11 protein-coding genes and 2 pseudogenes are annotated in these 14,407 nt (G+C 60.4%); 8 read left to right on the top strand and 5 right to left on the bottom strand.

All coding sequences use genetic code 11. From position 1 onward, the window contains the following. On the top strand, positions 1-200 hold a 200-nt coding region (locus tag DYI20_RS11715), incomplete at its 5' end, for a transposase (protein WP_146206787.1). A 6-nt stretch (positions 201-206) separates the two neighbouring features. Further along, positions 207-464, top strand: a pseudogene (locus tag DYI20_RS11720) (transposase); the annotation flags it as partial. Between the two features lie 648 nt (positions 465-1,112). On the opposite strand, the gene DYI20_RS11725 reads toward DYI20_RS11720, so the two are convergent. The 3 genes from DYI20_RS11725 to DYI20_RS11735 are packed head-to-tail and all read right to left on the bottom strand — an operon-like array spanning position 1,113 to position 6,126. Further along, complete coding sequence (locus tag DYI20_RS11725; RefSeq protein WP_110100066.1) at positions 1,113-3,485, bottom strand: GNAT family N-acetyltransferase; 2,373 nt, start codon at positions 3,483-3,485, stop codon at positions 1,113-1,115. Next, positions 3,482-4,801 carry a lysine N(6)-hydroxylase/L-ornithine N(5)-oxygenase family protein gene (locus tag DYI20_RS11730; RefSeq protein ID WP_110101735.1) on the bottom strand — a complete coding sequence of 440 codons (1,320 nt, stop codon included), beginning with the start codon at positions 4,799-4,801 and terminating at the stop codon, positions 3,482-3,484. The genes DYI20_RS11725 and DYI20_RS11730 overlap by 4 nt, the downstream gene beginning before the upstream one ends. Further along, on the bottom strand, positions 4,798-6,126 hold the full coding sequence (locus tag DYI20_RS11735) for a pyridoxal phosphate-dependent decarboxylase family protein (RefSeq protein WP_244924692.1): 1,329 nt from the start codon (positions 6,124-6,126) through the stop codon (positions 4,798-4,800). The genes DYI20_RS11730 and DYI20_RS11735 overlap by 4 nt, the downstream gene beginning before the upstream one ends. A 364-nt stretch (positions 6,127-6,490) precedes the next feature. Between DYI20_RS11735 and DYI20_RS11740 the strand changes: the two genes are divergently transcribed. The 4 genes from DYI20_RS11740 (at position 6,491) to DYI20_RS11755 (ending at position 10,485) form a co-directional block, all read left to right on the top strand. Beyond that, the gene (locus DYI20_RS11740; protein ID WP_166769840.1) at positions 6,491-7,558 is read left to right on the top strand and encodes an ABC transporter substrate-binding protein; all 1,068 of its coding nucleotides are present in this window, start codon (positions 6,491-6,493) and stop codon (positions 7,556-7,558) included. Between the two features lie 106 nt (positions 7,559-7,664). Next, positions 7,665-8,576: a FecCD family ABC transporter permease gene (locus tag DYI20_RS11745; RefSeq protein WP_370443929.1), complete on the top strand. Its 912-nt coding sequence runs from the start codon at positions 7,665-7,667 to the stop codon at positions 8,574-8,576. Between the two features lie 83 nt (positions 8,577-8,659). Continuing rightward, positions 8,660-9,649, top strand: coding sequence for a FecCD family ABC transporter permease (locus tag DYI20_RS11750; RefSeq protein ID WP_221040959.1), 990 nt, complete (start codon positions 8,660-8,662; stop codon positions 9,647-9,649). 5 nt (positions 9,650-9,654) lie between these two features. Then, positions 9,655-10,485, top strand: a complete 831-nt coding sequence (locus DYI20_RS11755; RefSeq protein WP_110100060.1) for an ABC transporter ATP-binding protein — start codon at positions 9,655-9,657, stop codon at positions 10,483-10,485. A gap of 64 nt (positions 10,486-10,549) precedes the next feature. On the opposite strand, the gene DYI20_RS11760 is transcribed toward DYI20_RS11755, so the two are convergent. Beyond that, positions 10,550-11,224, bottom strand: coding sequence for a response regulator (locus DYI20_RS11760; protein ID WP_233488086.1), 675 nt, complete (start codon positions 11,222-11,224; stop codon positions 10,550-10,552). A 513-nt stretch (positions 11,225-11,737) separates the two neighbouring features. On the opposite strand from DYI20_RS11760, the gene DYI20_RS11765 reads away from it, so the two are divergent. Next, entirely contained in the window at positions 11,738-12,988 is a 1,251-nt protein-coding gene (locus DYI20_RS11765; protein ID WP_122549555.1) for an IS256 family transposase, read from the top strand. Between the two features lie 133 nt (positions 12,989-13,121). Then, positions 13,122-14,118: pseudogene (locus DYI20_RS11770) on the top strand (IS481 family transposase). A 62-nt stretch (positions 14,119-14,180) separates the two neighbouring features. On the opposite strand, the gene DYI20_RS11775 reads toward DYI20_RS11770, so the two are convergent. Next, positions 14,181-14,407 (bottom strand): transposase (locus DYI20_RS11775; RefSeq protein WP_147472536.1); only part of this gene is annotated, 227 nt, incomplete at its 5' end.

The raw sequence follows: 14,407 nt of genomic DNA on the forward strand, positions 1-14,407 counted from the left end.
GGACGCTGAAGAAAAGGGCGGCAGACATCCTGGCCTACTTCGACCGCCCCGGAACCTCCAACGGACCCACCGAGGCCATCAACGGACGACTCGAACACCTGCGCGGATCCGCCCTGGGCTTCCGGAATCTCACCAACTACATCGCCAGGTCCTTGCTCGAGAGCGGAGGATTCAAGCCCCGTCTACACCCTCGATTGTGAAGAGCCCGCAAAGTCTGGTCCAACAACCCCAACGAGAGACTCAACCGCGAGATCCGCCGCCGCACCGATGTCGTGGGGATCTTCCCCGACCGCGACTCCATCACCCGGCTGGTCGGAGCGGTGCTGGCTGAGCAGCACGATGAATGGGCAGAAGCCCGCCGATACCTCTCGCTGGAATCCATCGAAACAGCCCAGGCCCTCGAGCCCACCAGCAGTCAAAAGGTGAGCACCACAGAGCCCACCCTCGAAGCCATCCCCGCCTGAACACACCCTGAAACGAGACCACACCCCGAACACGACTCATACACCACTACTCAGGACTTGACCTGGCATTCGCTTGCTTCTCCCTATGGGCAGTCTCTCCCTCAAGAAGTCTCATACCTCAGGCATAACCCACCAACTCGCGTAGGTGCCCTCGACGGATACCCCACAGATGTGAGAGTGCGACCGTCGAGGGCACCTTTCCGTGAGCCCTCGAAAGTCGGCGGATAGTCCTGTCTTCCCTGTAGTGGGTGTTCAGGGCCCGACTCCTATGCAAAATCAGCGAACTCAGCTACGTGCTGAATACATCGAGGGTGGAACTAGCAGGGAGACAGAGCGCTGCACCTTCGTCGGCTCATAGGCATGAGTTCCTAGGAGTGGCAGGCGGCGAGCCGCTGAAAGCGGGCTAAGATCCTGTAGGGCTGTGGTCAGATAGTGCTTTCTTCGCAAGGCTTGGTCTGCGCCCGGAGGGGAATAGTGGCATTAGTCAGCTGGGGACCACGGCAGAAACCCCGGGACAGTCAATAAGCTTGTTGGTGAGGGAGCCGTCCGTGAGCAAGTCTTTGTAGCGCTTCGGGGCATCGTGGGCTGCCAACGATGGAACTGTCCTACCACGCTAACCCGCGCCTCAACAGGGTTAGCTCCCGGGGATCAGGCTTGCTGTTCTCCAATGGGGTTGCTGACCTGCCCTACATAGATCAGGGATCCTGCGGTGTCTTCAAGGCTGACCATCTCTAGGGTGTTCTTGAGCTGGAGGCGGTTGTGGCAGCACTGGTCGAAGGATTCTGGTGTGAAGTCGATGACTCGACGCCGGCCAGGACTCTGTGCTTGTTGTGCGGCGATGGTTTCTGAGACCAGTGCCCAGAACTTGTCCTCGGGGAGTACGCGGTCGACGTGCAGAAGGGCACCCAGGTGGCGGAGGAAACCGATGAAGACGTCGGTGAAGATTCTTTGGGCGTGTTCGGTGGGGTCTTGGATGCGGCGTAGTTCTCCGAGTTCCGGGGGCAGGGGGCGGTCGCCGAGGATTCCGATCTCTTCTCCGAGGTCTTTCATGAGAACACCAGTGACGACGCCTTCCCGGATGCGGAGGATGAGGTTCTCTCCGTGGGGCATGAAGGCTAGCTCGTGGGCCTCCAGGCAGTGCACCAGGGGCGCGAGGTAGCTGGTCAGATACTGCCTGATCCATTCTTGGGCACTGAGGCCGGAATGTTTGATGAGTTCGGGGGTCACGGCGGTTCCAGCAGCGTCGCGGTGAAGCAACGCGGCCATGGTCATTAGCCGCTCTCCTTGTTCCAGACGGGGAATGGGACTTTCCCGCCAGAGGACGGAGAGCATCTTCTTCTGATCAGACCGTCGTGGTGTCTGGTGATAGACGTCTCCAGTGAAACCGATGGCGGCGTGTTCTCGGAGCACGTCGAAGTTCATCTGTTGGAGTACAGGGTCGGTGCGTACTGTTTGGGCTACCCAGTCGCTGATGGCTGGGGCGAACCGCATGAACTCAGGAGATTGGCCTCTGAGGAACCCCATGTTCTGGATCGACAGCGCGGTCTTGACGTAGGACCGCTGTGGGTTGGAGCGGTTGAACGTGGTGCGGATTGATTGCTGGGGCTGGTAGAGGTCCTCGGCTTCGCCCAGCACGATCAGATCATGTCTTGCGATCTCAGGGGCGAAGGTGATGGCCACCCGGTGTCGGAACTGCCACGGGTGGACCGGCATCAACGTGTACTCGGCGGGGTCAAGGCCCTGATCGTTGAGCTGCTGCTCGAATTTCGAGAGTGTTTCTGTTCCGAGTTCTGAGTTCCAGTGGTGGTTCTCGGCCAGTCCTTTACCGAGGGTGACTTCGGTCTTGTTTCGGCGGGCTGCCAGCCAGAGGTACCGGAAGCGTTGTCCGGTTTCGGGGGCGTAGGCAAGGAAGTCATCGAGACTGAAACCGATGCGACCGTTGGTGGCCACAAAACAGGGGTGTCCTTCGGTCATCGACGCTTCAGTCTGCTGATAGTCACCAGCGGTATCGAGGTCTCTGCGGCCGCGGGCCAGCTGCTCTGCGGTGGGGCCGCCGATGTGGTGCTTATAGGCTGCACTGGCCAGGGTGGAGGCGATCTCCTCCAGATAGGTATCCAGCAGGTGTTCTGGAATGGCGAGGGCAGAGTTGAGTTCAATGATCAGTTCTTGGGCGTTGAGTTCTGTCTTTGCGTCTCCCTGGAGTCGCTGGAGACTGGCTTGGTCGATTTCCCAATGGCTCAGAGCTAGATGCTGAGCCTGGAAGCGGTAGGTGCTCTCTCCGGCTTTCACGCTGAACCACTGCTCTTCTGCGGTCTCGTCGTCGAGCTGCTCAGTGCTGGTCTCTGCATGTGGGGTGATGAGCTTTTCGTGGGCGAATTCGGAGAGCGCTTTGGTCACCAGGTGGCGTTGTGCAACGGCCATAGCTGCAGGTTCAAGGTGATCTGTGAGCCCTGCGCCGGCTGCGGCAGTTTTGTCTTTCTCTAAGACGCTCAGTGCTGCTCGTTTGCCGGGAAGGTCGATCTCTCTGAGGAATTGGAACCCTGCTTCTTGGTTCTTGCGGTGGATTCTGGTGTTCTCGATGTCTGGTTCCACCACGATGCGCCGGGCGCCGGTGTTGAAGCACAGTTCGACTGTGGCTTCCATGACCTGTGTGGTCAGTCCGTGCTGCCTCAGGGCCGGGTTTTCTGGGGCGGGAGCCACCAGTAGGTGCATGCCGATGTCATCGTCTTCTGCGGCGAAGACATCAGTGAGCAGAACGGCTTGGGGGTTATAGGTTTCGATATAGGCCACCGGTCCGGCCTCGGAGTGAAGCAGCCATCCCTGTTCGTCCTGAGAGTCAGTGATTGCTTGGAGGTATTGCTGGACTTGGCTCTGGGTGTAGTGGAGCATCTGCCAGTACTTGGCCGAAGGATGGGTGAGCCACTGATGCAGCAGCGGCGCATCCCTGTGAGGGTCGATGGGATGCGCGGTAAACCTGTGGGTGAGTTGCCAGGTCGGGGCGTCAAAACTAAGAGTGGTCATCGGGGAAGCTCCTGAGGGGTGTTGTCAGCCAGTGGGCCGAAATGTTGGAACGCTATTTTCCGCTCGATGGGATAGATCTCTTTGCCTGTGATGCAGGCGAGGATGGTCGCATTGCGCCAGGCGCCCATGCCCAGATCAGGGGCGGTCAGCCCGTGAGTGTGTTCCTCGGCGTTCTGGACGAATATGCGTCCTCCAAGAGTGTCCACGTGGTAATCCCTAGTGACAGCGAGCCGGTTTTTGGAGTCTCTGGTGATGAGATCGCCCAGGGGGTTTAAGAAGTGGGGTTCTCTGGGCCGGTAGCCTGTCGCGCAGATGACGTGGCTGGCTTCGCGGCGGAAGGTCGTCTGTGTCTGAGTGTGGCGGAAGACCAGTTCTCGTCGGTTGTCTGCCGAGCGGCTGGTGGCTTCCAGCAGTTCGGTATCGGTGAGCAATGTGGTGGCAATCTGCTCATGTACTGAGTGCTGGTAGAGAGCGTCGTAGATCCGTGCGATCAGTTCTGAGCTGATGCCCTTGTATAGTCCGCGCTGTTCTCGTTGGAGCTGGTCCCGGACGGCTTCGGGCAGGGCATGGAAATGGTCGGTGTATTCCGGGGAGGTCATCTCAAGGGTGAGCTTGGTGTCCTCCATGGGGAAGAACCGCGGTGACCGGGTGATCCATTCGAGTCGATACTGGTGGCCTGGTTGTGTTTCGAGCAGGTCGAGATAGATTTCCGCGGCTGATTGGCCGCTTCCGATGATTGTCAGCGAGTCACCGTCGAGAAGTTCGTCCCGGTGGTGCATGTAGTCCGATGAGTGAATGATTCCGGTGAGGTCATCGCCGAAGACCGGCGGGGCCCACGGTTCTGTACCTACACCGATGACGACGTGCCGAGCCTCGAAGGTGCGTATTCCTTCCGGGGTGATGGCTTGGACGCGGAAGAAATCGGCCTGTTGGTCATAGGTGATCTCTTCGACGTGATGGCCCCACCGCAGGTTCGGCAGATTCTCGGCTGCCCATCGGTAGTAGAGGTCGAATTCACTGCGCAGAGCATGAACATCTTCTCGGATATAGAAGGGGTATAGACGCCCTCGTATCTTGAGCCAGTTCAGGAACGAATACTCTGAGGTCGGATCCGCAAGTGTCACCAGGTCTGCCATGAAGGGCACCTGGATAGTTGCCTCTGGGAGCATCATCCCTGGATGCCAGCGAAACTCCGGCCGTGAATCGAGAAAAAGGGTGCTGAGGCCGTCCACTGGCTGGCTCAAGCAGGCCAATCCCAGGTTGAAGGGGCCGATGCCTACACCGAGGATGTCGTAGGGCTGGGGGTGCTGGGTCATACTGCGACCTCCTCTGGGGCAGGTTTGACCTGGTGGTCCCTGTGCAGCGATTCGGCCACATCGGCGACGTCTTCAAGAACAGCCCTCACATCAGCAAGTGTTGTGGCCGGGTTCAGAAGCGTCAGCTTCAAGCACGGGAGACCGGCGAGGACCGTCTTAGCGATCATCGCCTTGCCGTTGCGCTGCATCGTGTCCCGAATTCCACTGACCATCGCTGCAGCGGTATCCGGGTCGACTCCCTGGGGCTGCCAGCGGAACAACACGGTGGACAGATCGGTGCTGGAACACAGCTGCAGGTCAGGGTGTTCCGTGATGAAAGCATGGGCCTTTTCGGTCAGGTCAAGCACCTGATCGATCGATCTCCCCAAACCGTCAACCCCGGTACTGCGCAGGGTGGCATAGAGCTTCAGGGCGTCAAAAGGTCTGGTGGTCTGCAGGGATTTATCAACTTGATTGGGCTCCTGCGCGCCCTCCGGGTTGAGGTAGTCCGCGTGCCATTCTGAGCCTCGTAGGTCCTGCGGGTACTGAATAACCAGCACCGAACAGGTGATGGGCTGGAAGAACATCTTGTGGAAGTCCACCGTGACGCTGCGGGCCCGTTCGATGCCCTCAAGCATGCTTCGGCGAGTCGCAGAGACCAGCAGACCGCCTCCATAGGCCGCATCTACGTGGAGCCACACACCATGGTCATCGGTGACATCAGCCACATCGATCAATGGATCGATGATGCCTCGGTCCGTGGTGCCGGCAGTAGCGACTACGGCCATGGGCTGGAATCCGGTGCTTTTGGAGCGGCGAATTGCCTCATCCAGCGCTTCCGGGCGCATTCTGCCCTCGTGGTCGACTGGTACTTTCACTGCTGCATCGGCTCCCAGGCCCAGCACCATGGCGGCTTTCTCCACGCTGAAGTGGCTTTCTTCGCTGGTGAACACCACCTGGCGGGACTGGCTCACCGCCCTAGAAACCTGCGGCAGCACCCCGAGTGCGGCTTCTCTGGCTAAGAGAAGAGCTTGCATGTTCGACTGCGTCCCACCCGAGGTGAACACTCCATCACAGGAGGAGAAGCCGACCCTCTTCCCGATCCAGTCGACGACGTGGCGTTCGATGAACGTCCCGATACGAGACTGATCGTAGGTGTCCATCGAGGTATTGACAGCAGCGAGCATGGCCTCGGCCGCTACCGCTGTAATCTCCACCGGGCAGTTCAGGTGCGCCATGTAGTGCGGATGGTGGAACCAGACCGCTTCAGCCAGGAACAGCTCATCAATCTCTCGAAGGGCTCCACTGGGGCCTATGCCTGGGCTATCGAGATTGATCGCTGCCACTCTCGCCTCCAGGTCTCCAGCCGCAGAGTTGGTGGCTGGTTGAGAGCGGCCCTCCAAGTGGCTGCGTATTCGGACTGCTGCCTCACTCATGAGGGCTTCGTATTCACCGGATGATGTGCTGTTCAGTATCTTTGCTGACTCGCTCTGAGGCTCACTCATGAACTTAGGGTAACCATAATGAGAGAGGTTACGTAAATATGACCTATGCTCACACGTTGGGCGCAGAGGGCGGTCGAGACGAGGCTATGGCATGGATGAGCTTCACATTTGTGTCGGACTTATGGCAGGCCTATAATGATTTCGCAAGCTGCCCCTTACCTATTGCTGGCCTGGGCCGCCAGCGGAGATCTTCATGGAGGAAGTTATGAACAGTGTGGTTCGACGGTGGTCAACAGCCGGTGGTGCGGTGGTGCTGGCCGCTTCTTTGGCGGCATGCTCAACCGGAGCAACTGGTGGTGAGGATGAGGACTCTGGTTCCGACACGGGGGTGGCGGCAGCAGAGGATGCTTTCCCCCGCACCGTTGAGCATGCCTTTGGGGAGACCACGATCGAGGAAGAGCCTGAGACGGTGGTGGCCATCGGGTGGATCAACGGTGACATCCTGATGTCTCTGGATGTGGTGCCCGCCGGCATGGGCGAGATTTCCTGGGGCACCAACGAGAACGGCTCCACTGACTGGATCGATGCTCAGCTCGATGAGCTCGATGCAGAGATGCCGACCCAGATCGATGAAGGTGACGGGATCAACTTCAGCGAGATCGCTCAGCTGGAGCCCGATCTGATCGTCAACGTCATCGGAGCCATGAGCCAGGAGGACTACGACCAGCTCAGCGAGATCGCTGATGTGGTGGCCTTCGACGAGGGTGGGGAGAACTACACCACCGGGTGGGATGAGGCGACTTTGAAGATCGGTGATGCCCTGGGACGTCCTGATGATGCCCAGGAGGTTGTCGACCGCGTCTCAGAAACCCTGGCGGGGGTCACCGAGGACAACGAGGTGCTGCAGGATAAGACGATCCTGGCGGGCCGGCTTTCTCCTGATTCTGATTCGAAGGTCGGTATCTACGCGCCCAATGACACCCGGCCGATCATGTTCGAGCACATGGGCTTCGAGCTGGCGCCGGTGATGGATGAGATCGACTTCGCCCCCGGGGAGTTCAGCGGCTCCTTCTCTGCGGAGCGGGCTTCAGAGCTGGAGTCGGATCTGTTCTATACCTGGGCTGATGACCAGGCCCAGGCCGAAGCCATCCCTGAGGACCCGCAGCTGCAGCACATCCCAGCTTTGCAGAATGACGCGATGATCATCCAGTACGACAACCACCAGGCCAACGCCATCGGCACCTCACCGGCGGCTTTGGAATGGCTGGTGGAGGAAAGCGGATTCGTCGACGAGCTCATCGAAGCCGCAGAGAATGCTGAGACAGCGAACTGAGCTGGTGACCCGCCCTGTTCTGACCAGGAGGCTCTTCTGGTTTCTGGCCCCGGTGGTAGTGGCGCTGGCAGTGTTCCTCAGCCTTGCCGTCGGGGCCCGCACTGTGGTGGTCGGCTTCGAATTCGGTGCGGTCGCCGATGTTCTCCTCGGCGGCACCACAGAGGGCGAGCTTGCCGACACGGTCTCGGTCCGGCTGCCGCGTACTGCGGTGGCGATCCTGGTCGGGCTCGGCCTGGCTGTGTGCGGGGCTGCCATGCAGGGGCTGACCCGTAACGCGCTGGCTGATCCGGGCATCCTGGGTGTCAACAGCGGCGCGGCCATGGCAGTGGTCCTTGGCATCTACCTCTTCGGTCTGGCCGGGCCCTGGGCCTATGTCGCCGCTGCCTTCACCGGAGCCATCGGAGTGGCGATCGTGATCTACCTGGTCTCCGAGAAATCCGGGGACTCCCCGTTGACCGTGGTGCTGGTGGGAACAGCCATCACCGTCGGTGCTGCCTCGGTGATCTCAGCGATCATCGTGCTCAGCCAGGAGACCCTCAGCTCTTTCCTGCTCTGGCAGGTCGGCTCTCTGAACCGCGGGGACTGGGAGATGGTCCTGATCCTGGGAGCAATCGCCCTACTAGGGGTGCTGGTGCTGATCGTTGAAGCCAGAAACCTGGACAACCTGACTCTGGGAGATGAGTCCGCGACCTCGCTGGGGATGAATGTGGCCCTGCATCGCGGGGTCATCACCCTGTGCGTAGCTGTGATCTGCTCCGCGCTGGTGGCCCTTGCCGGGCCTATCGGTTTCGTGGGCCTGGTGGTTCCTCATATTGCACGCAAGTTTGTTGGAGGCAGCTATCTCAGGATCATCCCAGCCTGCTGTCTGCTGGGTCCGATGCTGGTGTTGGGCACCGACGTGATCGGCCGAGTCATCCTGCCCCCAGCCGAGGTGCCCATCGGTGTGGCCACCGCGGTCGTCGGAGCCCCGGTATTCATCATGCTGGTGCGAACCGGCCGTAAACAGGTAGGTGTCTGATGCCCACGGTCACATCACATTCCTCCACACGTAGGCGCCGGGTCGCTGTTCCTGTCCTTGCTGCGTGCCTGACCGTCCTGGTGATGGGGCTCTCTCTTGTCCGGGTCCTGCTGGGTGATTACACCATCGCGTTCGTGGACTTCTTCCGCATCCTCGGGGGCGAAGAGATCCCCGGTGCTGGTCCGGCCCGGTTCATCGTGATGAGCGACAGACTGCCCAAAGTGGTGCTGGGAGTGCTGGCCGGAGCAGCTTTCGCACTGTCCGGGACAATCTTCCAACTGTTGCTGCGCAACCCCCTGGCCAGTCCCGATGTCGTCGGGGTCTCTGCTGGAGCATCCCTGTTTGTGGTCATCGGGCTGGCTTCGTTCTCGCTGAATGGCATCCACCAGGTCGGTGCAGCCCTTGCCGGTGGGTTCAGCTCAGCGATCCTTGTCTGGCTGCTCAGCCGCGGCCGCCGACGCAGCCGTCACGGAGTAGGCAGCCCCCATTCGGTCGGAGCACAGGCCTCCTCCTCGGTGAAGTTCGTCCTTGTCGGCATCGGGGTCTCAGCAGTAGCCACCTCCCTGGTGACCTACATGATGCTGCGCATGCACATCGGCCAAACTTCAGATGCTGTGCTCTGGACCCGTGGATCCCTGAGCATGGCCACCTGGGACCGGGTCCAGTACATGGCAGTGCTGCTGGTCATCTGTGTGGTGCTGCTGTCGCTGCTGGCCCGGAACCTGCACATGCTCTCCAGCGGAGACGAACTGGCCCACGGCCTCGGGGTCAACGTGCCAGCCACCCGCAGAGCACTGCTGTGCCTGGCCGTGATACTGGTTGCCGGGGCCACAGCTCTGACCGGGCCGATCATGTTCGTCGGCTTCATGGCAGGCCCCCTGGTCCGCCTGGTGCTGCGCGGCCGCGACAGTCTCATCTGCTCAGCGTTGGTCGGTGCACTGCTGGTCATCACCGCCGAAGTCGTCGGCTCCATGCTCATGCCACGAACCGTCCCGGTCGGTGTGATCACTGGAATCGTCGGAGTCCCCGTCCTGCTGAGCATCATCCTGACCCGAACCATCAGAAAGACCTAACACCCATGACCACCCTCACCCCCGACACCGGCACACACCAGGAAACTGGGCCCGAGCCGGTTCTGAAAGCCGAGGCCATCACGGTCGGCTACGGCGGCCCGGCCGTTCTCAAAGATGTCTCCGTGGAATTGCCCAGCGGGAAAGTCACCTCCATCATCGGACCCAACGGCTGCGGCAAATCAACCCTGCTGCGCACCTTCGCCCGCCTCAACAGCCTCTCTGGCGGCTCAGTCGAGGTCACTGGCAGACCTATCACCAGCTACAGCAGTAAGGAGTTCGCCCGCACTGTCTCCCTGCTGCCCCAGACCCCGGTGGTCCCCGAAGGCGTCACCGTGGCTGAGCTGGTCGCCCGCGGCCGCTACGCCCACCGCAGAGTATTCGGCGGGCTGACGCGAAAAGACCGCCGCATCATCGACCAGGCACTCGAACAGACTGGGGTCACGGACCTTGCTGAGACTGCTGTCTCAGAGCTCTCCGGAGGGCAGCGCCAGAGAGTCTGGATTGCCATGGTCTTGGCCCAGGACTCGCAGATCCTGTTGCTGGATGAGCCCACCACCTACCTGGACCTGAACCACCAGATCGAACTGGTCGACCTGCTGCAGCAGCTGAACCGTCAGACCGGCAAGACCATTATCATGGTCCTGCACGAGCTCAATATCGCCGCCCGCTGCAGTGACCGCATCATCGCCATGCGAGACGGCAATATCGTAGAAGACGGCGCCCCGGTAGAAGTGCTCACCGAGGCCAACTGTCACGACATCTTCGGCCTCGACGCAGCCGTCCTGCACCCCGAGGAAACCGGCACACCCGTGGTGGTCGGTAAAAAGGGGCGATGAGCCCAAACGGGGAGCTCTTACCCTTCGGTGTATACACCGGTTCCGCCGATTCGCCACGGAGCCATCAGGGAGAAATGTAACGGTATTGAAGGGCGCGGACTACGAGCTGAGCTAGGTTCTCAGCGTAGAGTTTCTCTCTTAGTTTCTTCACATGGGAACGGACTGTCCATACGGTGATGCCCTGGCGTTTCGCGATTTCTTCGTAGCCGTGCCCGTCTGTGATGAGTATGAGAATGTCACGTTCGGCTGGAGTCAAATGGGGAACCACTACGGGCGTATCAGGAAGCAGGTCGCCACTGATCACAGTGTCTTGGGCTAGGCGTTTCAGCAGTCTTGGATCATCTCCCTGAGCGGCAGCCAGAACGATTTTTCGCAAGTCAGCTTCTGACGCAGTTTTCCGAGCGACCGCTAACGCGCCGGCCTCTAGAGCGCGAGCCAGCCCTGGCCCAGGTGAGACCGTGGTGAGCACGATAATACGTGCTTCTGCGTCGAACTGACGGATCTTCTCAATAGCGGTCACGCCGTTCATACCCGGGGACATATTCAGGTCCATCAGCACAATATCGGGAGAGGACGAGCGATACGCCTCGACTCCTTCAGCTCCATCCGATGCGGCGATGACAATCCGGATTGCGGGGTCTTTCTGCAATGCCATGTTGATGGCCTTGGTGGTCCACTTATCATCATCAACCACCAGGACCGAGATCGGCTCTGAGGGAGTGGGGCGCGGGCTAGTCACAGACAGTACTTTCGATACTTGGGCTTATTGATGAGACGCCATAACTTACATTGGGTCGGCTTCGCGTAAGCTTCTGCGGTTGCTTCGACCGATGTTACAAGTGCGGTTGATTGTCCGGGGGAGCTCTTGGGCTCGTAGCGGCGTTTGGGCTTCGGGAGTCGGTACAAGTGTGGACAGCAGGAAGAGCGTGGTAACTAGAGTCTTCATGCCCCCATGAGAAGCCGGTGCTCATGTGTAGAGCATCCCTCATCTGAGGGTCGCCTGTTCGCCTGCGGATGTGATCGGCAGAGTCACAGTGACGGTGAACTGCTGTTCTTTGAGTTGTGTGTGACAGGTTCCACCTAGGCTGCTGACCCTGTTCGCGAGGCTCTCTGGGGCTGGGGCGTACTCGGCAGTAGCGTCCGGGATAGTGGTGTACGAGCTTCGGTGAGTCGGCTGTTGGAATGACAGTGACGGCCACCGCGTGTTCTTTCGAGTGAACCTCTCACAGCACTCTCGAAAGGTGCCACGACGATGACCGTCACCCCTTCCAGTATCGACCTGAAGGCCCTTCTGGAGAAAGAGGTCCTGCAGGCCTTTCCGGACCTGATTCGGGAACTGCTGCAGATCTTCATCAACACCCTGCTCTCGGCCGAGGCTGACGCGGTCTGTGGGGCCGAGTACGGTGCCGGTGATGCATCCCGGAGCAACCGGCGCAACGGCTACCGGCACCGAGAGCTCGATACCCGGGCTGGGACCATCGATGTCGCGGTGCCGAAGCTGCGGGAAGGATCCTACTTCCCCGACTGGCTGCTGGAGCGCACAAAACGCGCGGAGCGGGCTCTGACCTCGGTGGTGGCCACCTGCTACCTCCTCGGTGTCAGCACCCGCCGGATGGACAAGCTGGTCGGCTCTTTGGGGATCACCAGCCTGTCGAAGTCCCAGGTCAGTGACATGGCCGCCGAGCTCGATGAGCAGGTCGAGGCCTTCGGCACCCGGCCGTTGGATGCCGGGCCCTACACCCTGGTCGCCGCAGACGCGATGGTGATCAAGGTCGGTGAGCATGGGCGAGTGATCAACATCCACGCGCTGATCGCTACCGGAGTCAACAGCGACGGATACCGTGAGATCCTCGGGATCCAGGTCACCTCTGCTGAGGACGGAGCCGGATGGCTCTCCTTCTTCCGCGACCTGGTCGCAAGGGGCCTGTCCGGGGTCAAGCTGGTCACCTCTGATGCCCACCCCGGGCTGAAGGCCGCGGTGGCCGCGACCCTGCCTGGGGCAGCCTGGCAGCGGTGCAGGACCCACTACGCGGCGAACCTGATGAGCATCACTCCCAAGCAGCAGTGGCCAGCAGTGCGGGCGTTGCTGCACAGCATCTATGACCAGCCCGGCCCTGAGGCCGTCCATGCCCAGTTCGACCGAGTCGTTGAGGACCTCGATGCCAAGCTGCCCAAGGTCGCTGACCACCTCGCCGCCGCCCGGGAAGACATCCTGGCCTTCACCGCCTTCCCCAACCAGATCTGGCGCAAAGTCTGGTCCAACAACCCCAACGAGAGACTCAACCGCGAGATCCGCCGCCGCACCGATGTCGTGGGGATCTTCCCCGACCGCGACTCCATCACCCGGCTGCTCGGAGCGGTGCTGGCTGAGCAGCACGATGAATGGGCAGAAGCCCGCCGATACCTCTCGCTGGAATCCATCGAAACAGCCCAGGCCCTCGAGCCCACCAGCAGTCAAAAGGTGAGCACCACAGAGCCCACCCTCGAAGCCATCCCCGCCTGAACACACCCTGAAACGAGACCACACCCCGAACACGACTCATACACCACTACTCAGGACTTGACCGGGTGTGATTTAGGGAAGACCTCCGGGCAGTATGGGGTTACCACAACTCCTACCTAACCCGGAGGTCTTCATGACTCACGTTAACGCATCTTTCAGCCCGGTGGGGCCTCAACGCATCGCCGGGCTCATTGTTGATGATGGATGACCGATACGCCAAGCCGCAGAACGCTTCCCATGCTCACCGGCTACCGCCAAACGATGGGCAGACCGTTACCGGGCCGCACTGCCCATGACAGACCGTAGTTCCCAGCCCCACACCTCTCCCAACTAACGTCCTGCCAAGACCGAACAAGGAATCATTAACCTGCGGTTTAACCGCAAGTGGGGGCCACACCGGGTCAGCTACCACCTGCGTATCCCACGCTCGACTGTGGGGCGTGTCCTGGAGCGCTACAACATGCCCAGGCTCTGCGATATCGACCAGGCCACCGGGCCTCCCGTCCGCAAGCCCAAACCCAAACGCTACGAAGCCGCCGCTCCAGGGGAGCTGGTTCACATCGATATTAAGAAACAGGGCCGGATCCCAGACAGTGGTGGCTGGCGAGTCCACGGCCGGGGAAGCGAGGGTCACCATGCGGCCCAACGGAACAAGATACAGGCACGTAAAACCGTGCCAGTTCACGGATACCGGTATCGTCACCACGCGGTTGATGACAACTGCCGGGCCGCGTATTCAGAGATCTTAGATGATCAGAAGAAAGAAACCGCAGCCGGCTTTTGGAAGCGAGCTAACGCATTCTTCAACGATCTGGGAAACACTGTCAAAGCGGTCATAACTGATAACGGTGCCTGCTACCGCTCAGCCGCTATTGCCAAGGCACTCGGTGAGGGTGTCAAGCACAAGCGGACCAAGCCATACCGACCCCACACCAATGGCACGGTGGAAAGATTCAACAAGACTCTGGCATCGGAATCGGCTTACCCCCGGGCCCTACACCAGCGAGAACGAACACGCTGATCCCTACCAGGCCTGACTCCATCACTACAATCATCACCGACCCCACACCGGCATCGGAGGTCTCACCCCAGCTGAACGCGTTCACAACCTCGCGGGGAAGTACAACTAGCCAATCGTCTTCGGTGTCGTGCTTTTTTCCGACGACAAAAGAGATCCACGCGCCAATGCGGCTCATCGTAATTGAGAGTGTAGAACCGGTCTGAAGCCGCCGGACTCGAGCAGACATCTCGCGATGTAGTGCGTGAGGTTGCGGAAGCCGAGTGCTGAGCCCCGTAGGTGTTCGAGCCTGCCATTGATCGCTTCGGTAGGCCCGTTCGACGTTCCCGGTCGGGTGAAGAACGCCAGGATATCAGCAGCTCGACGCTTCAGAGTCCGTCCTAACCGCTTGAGTTCGGCCA

Origin of the sequence: Auritidibacter ignavus (assembly GCF_003703835.1) — a bacterium.
GTDB classification, from domain to species: domain Bacteria; phylum Actinomycetota; class Actinomycetes; order Actinomycetales; family Micrococcaceae; genus Auritidibacter; species Auritidibacter ignavus.

Bases quoted from the DNA above. Each gene is read 5' to 3' on its own strand.
- DYI20_RS11740 (WP_166769840.1), top strand. From the start codon at position 6,491: ATGAACAGTGTGGTTCGACGGTGGTCAACAGCCGGTGGTGCGGTGGTG.
- DYI20_RS11725 (WP_110100066.1), bottom strand. From the start codon at position 3,485: ATGACCACTCTTAGTTTTGACGCCCCGACCTGGCAACTCACCCACAGG.
- DYI20_RS11755 (WP_110100060.1), top strand. From the start codon at position 9,655: ATGACCACCCTCACCCCCGACACCGGCACACACCAGGAAACTGGGCCC.
- DYI20_RS11730 (WP_110101735.1), bottom strand. From the start codon at position 4,801: ATGACCCAGCACCCCCAGCCCTACGACATCCTCGGTGTAGGCATCGGC.
- DYI20_RS11750 (WP_221040959.1), top strand. From the start codon at position 8,660: ATGGGGCTCTCTCTTGTCCGGGTCCTGCTGGGTGATTACACCATCGCG.
- DYI20_RS11765 (WP_122549555.1), top strand. From the start codon at position 11,738: ATGACCGTCACCCCTTCCAGTATCGACCTGAAGGCCCTTCTGGAGAAA.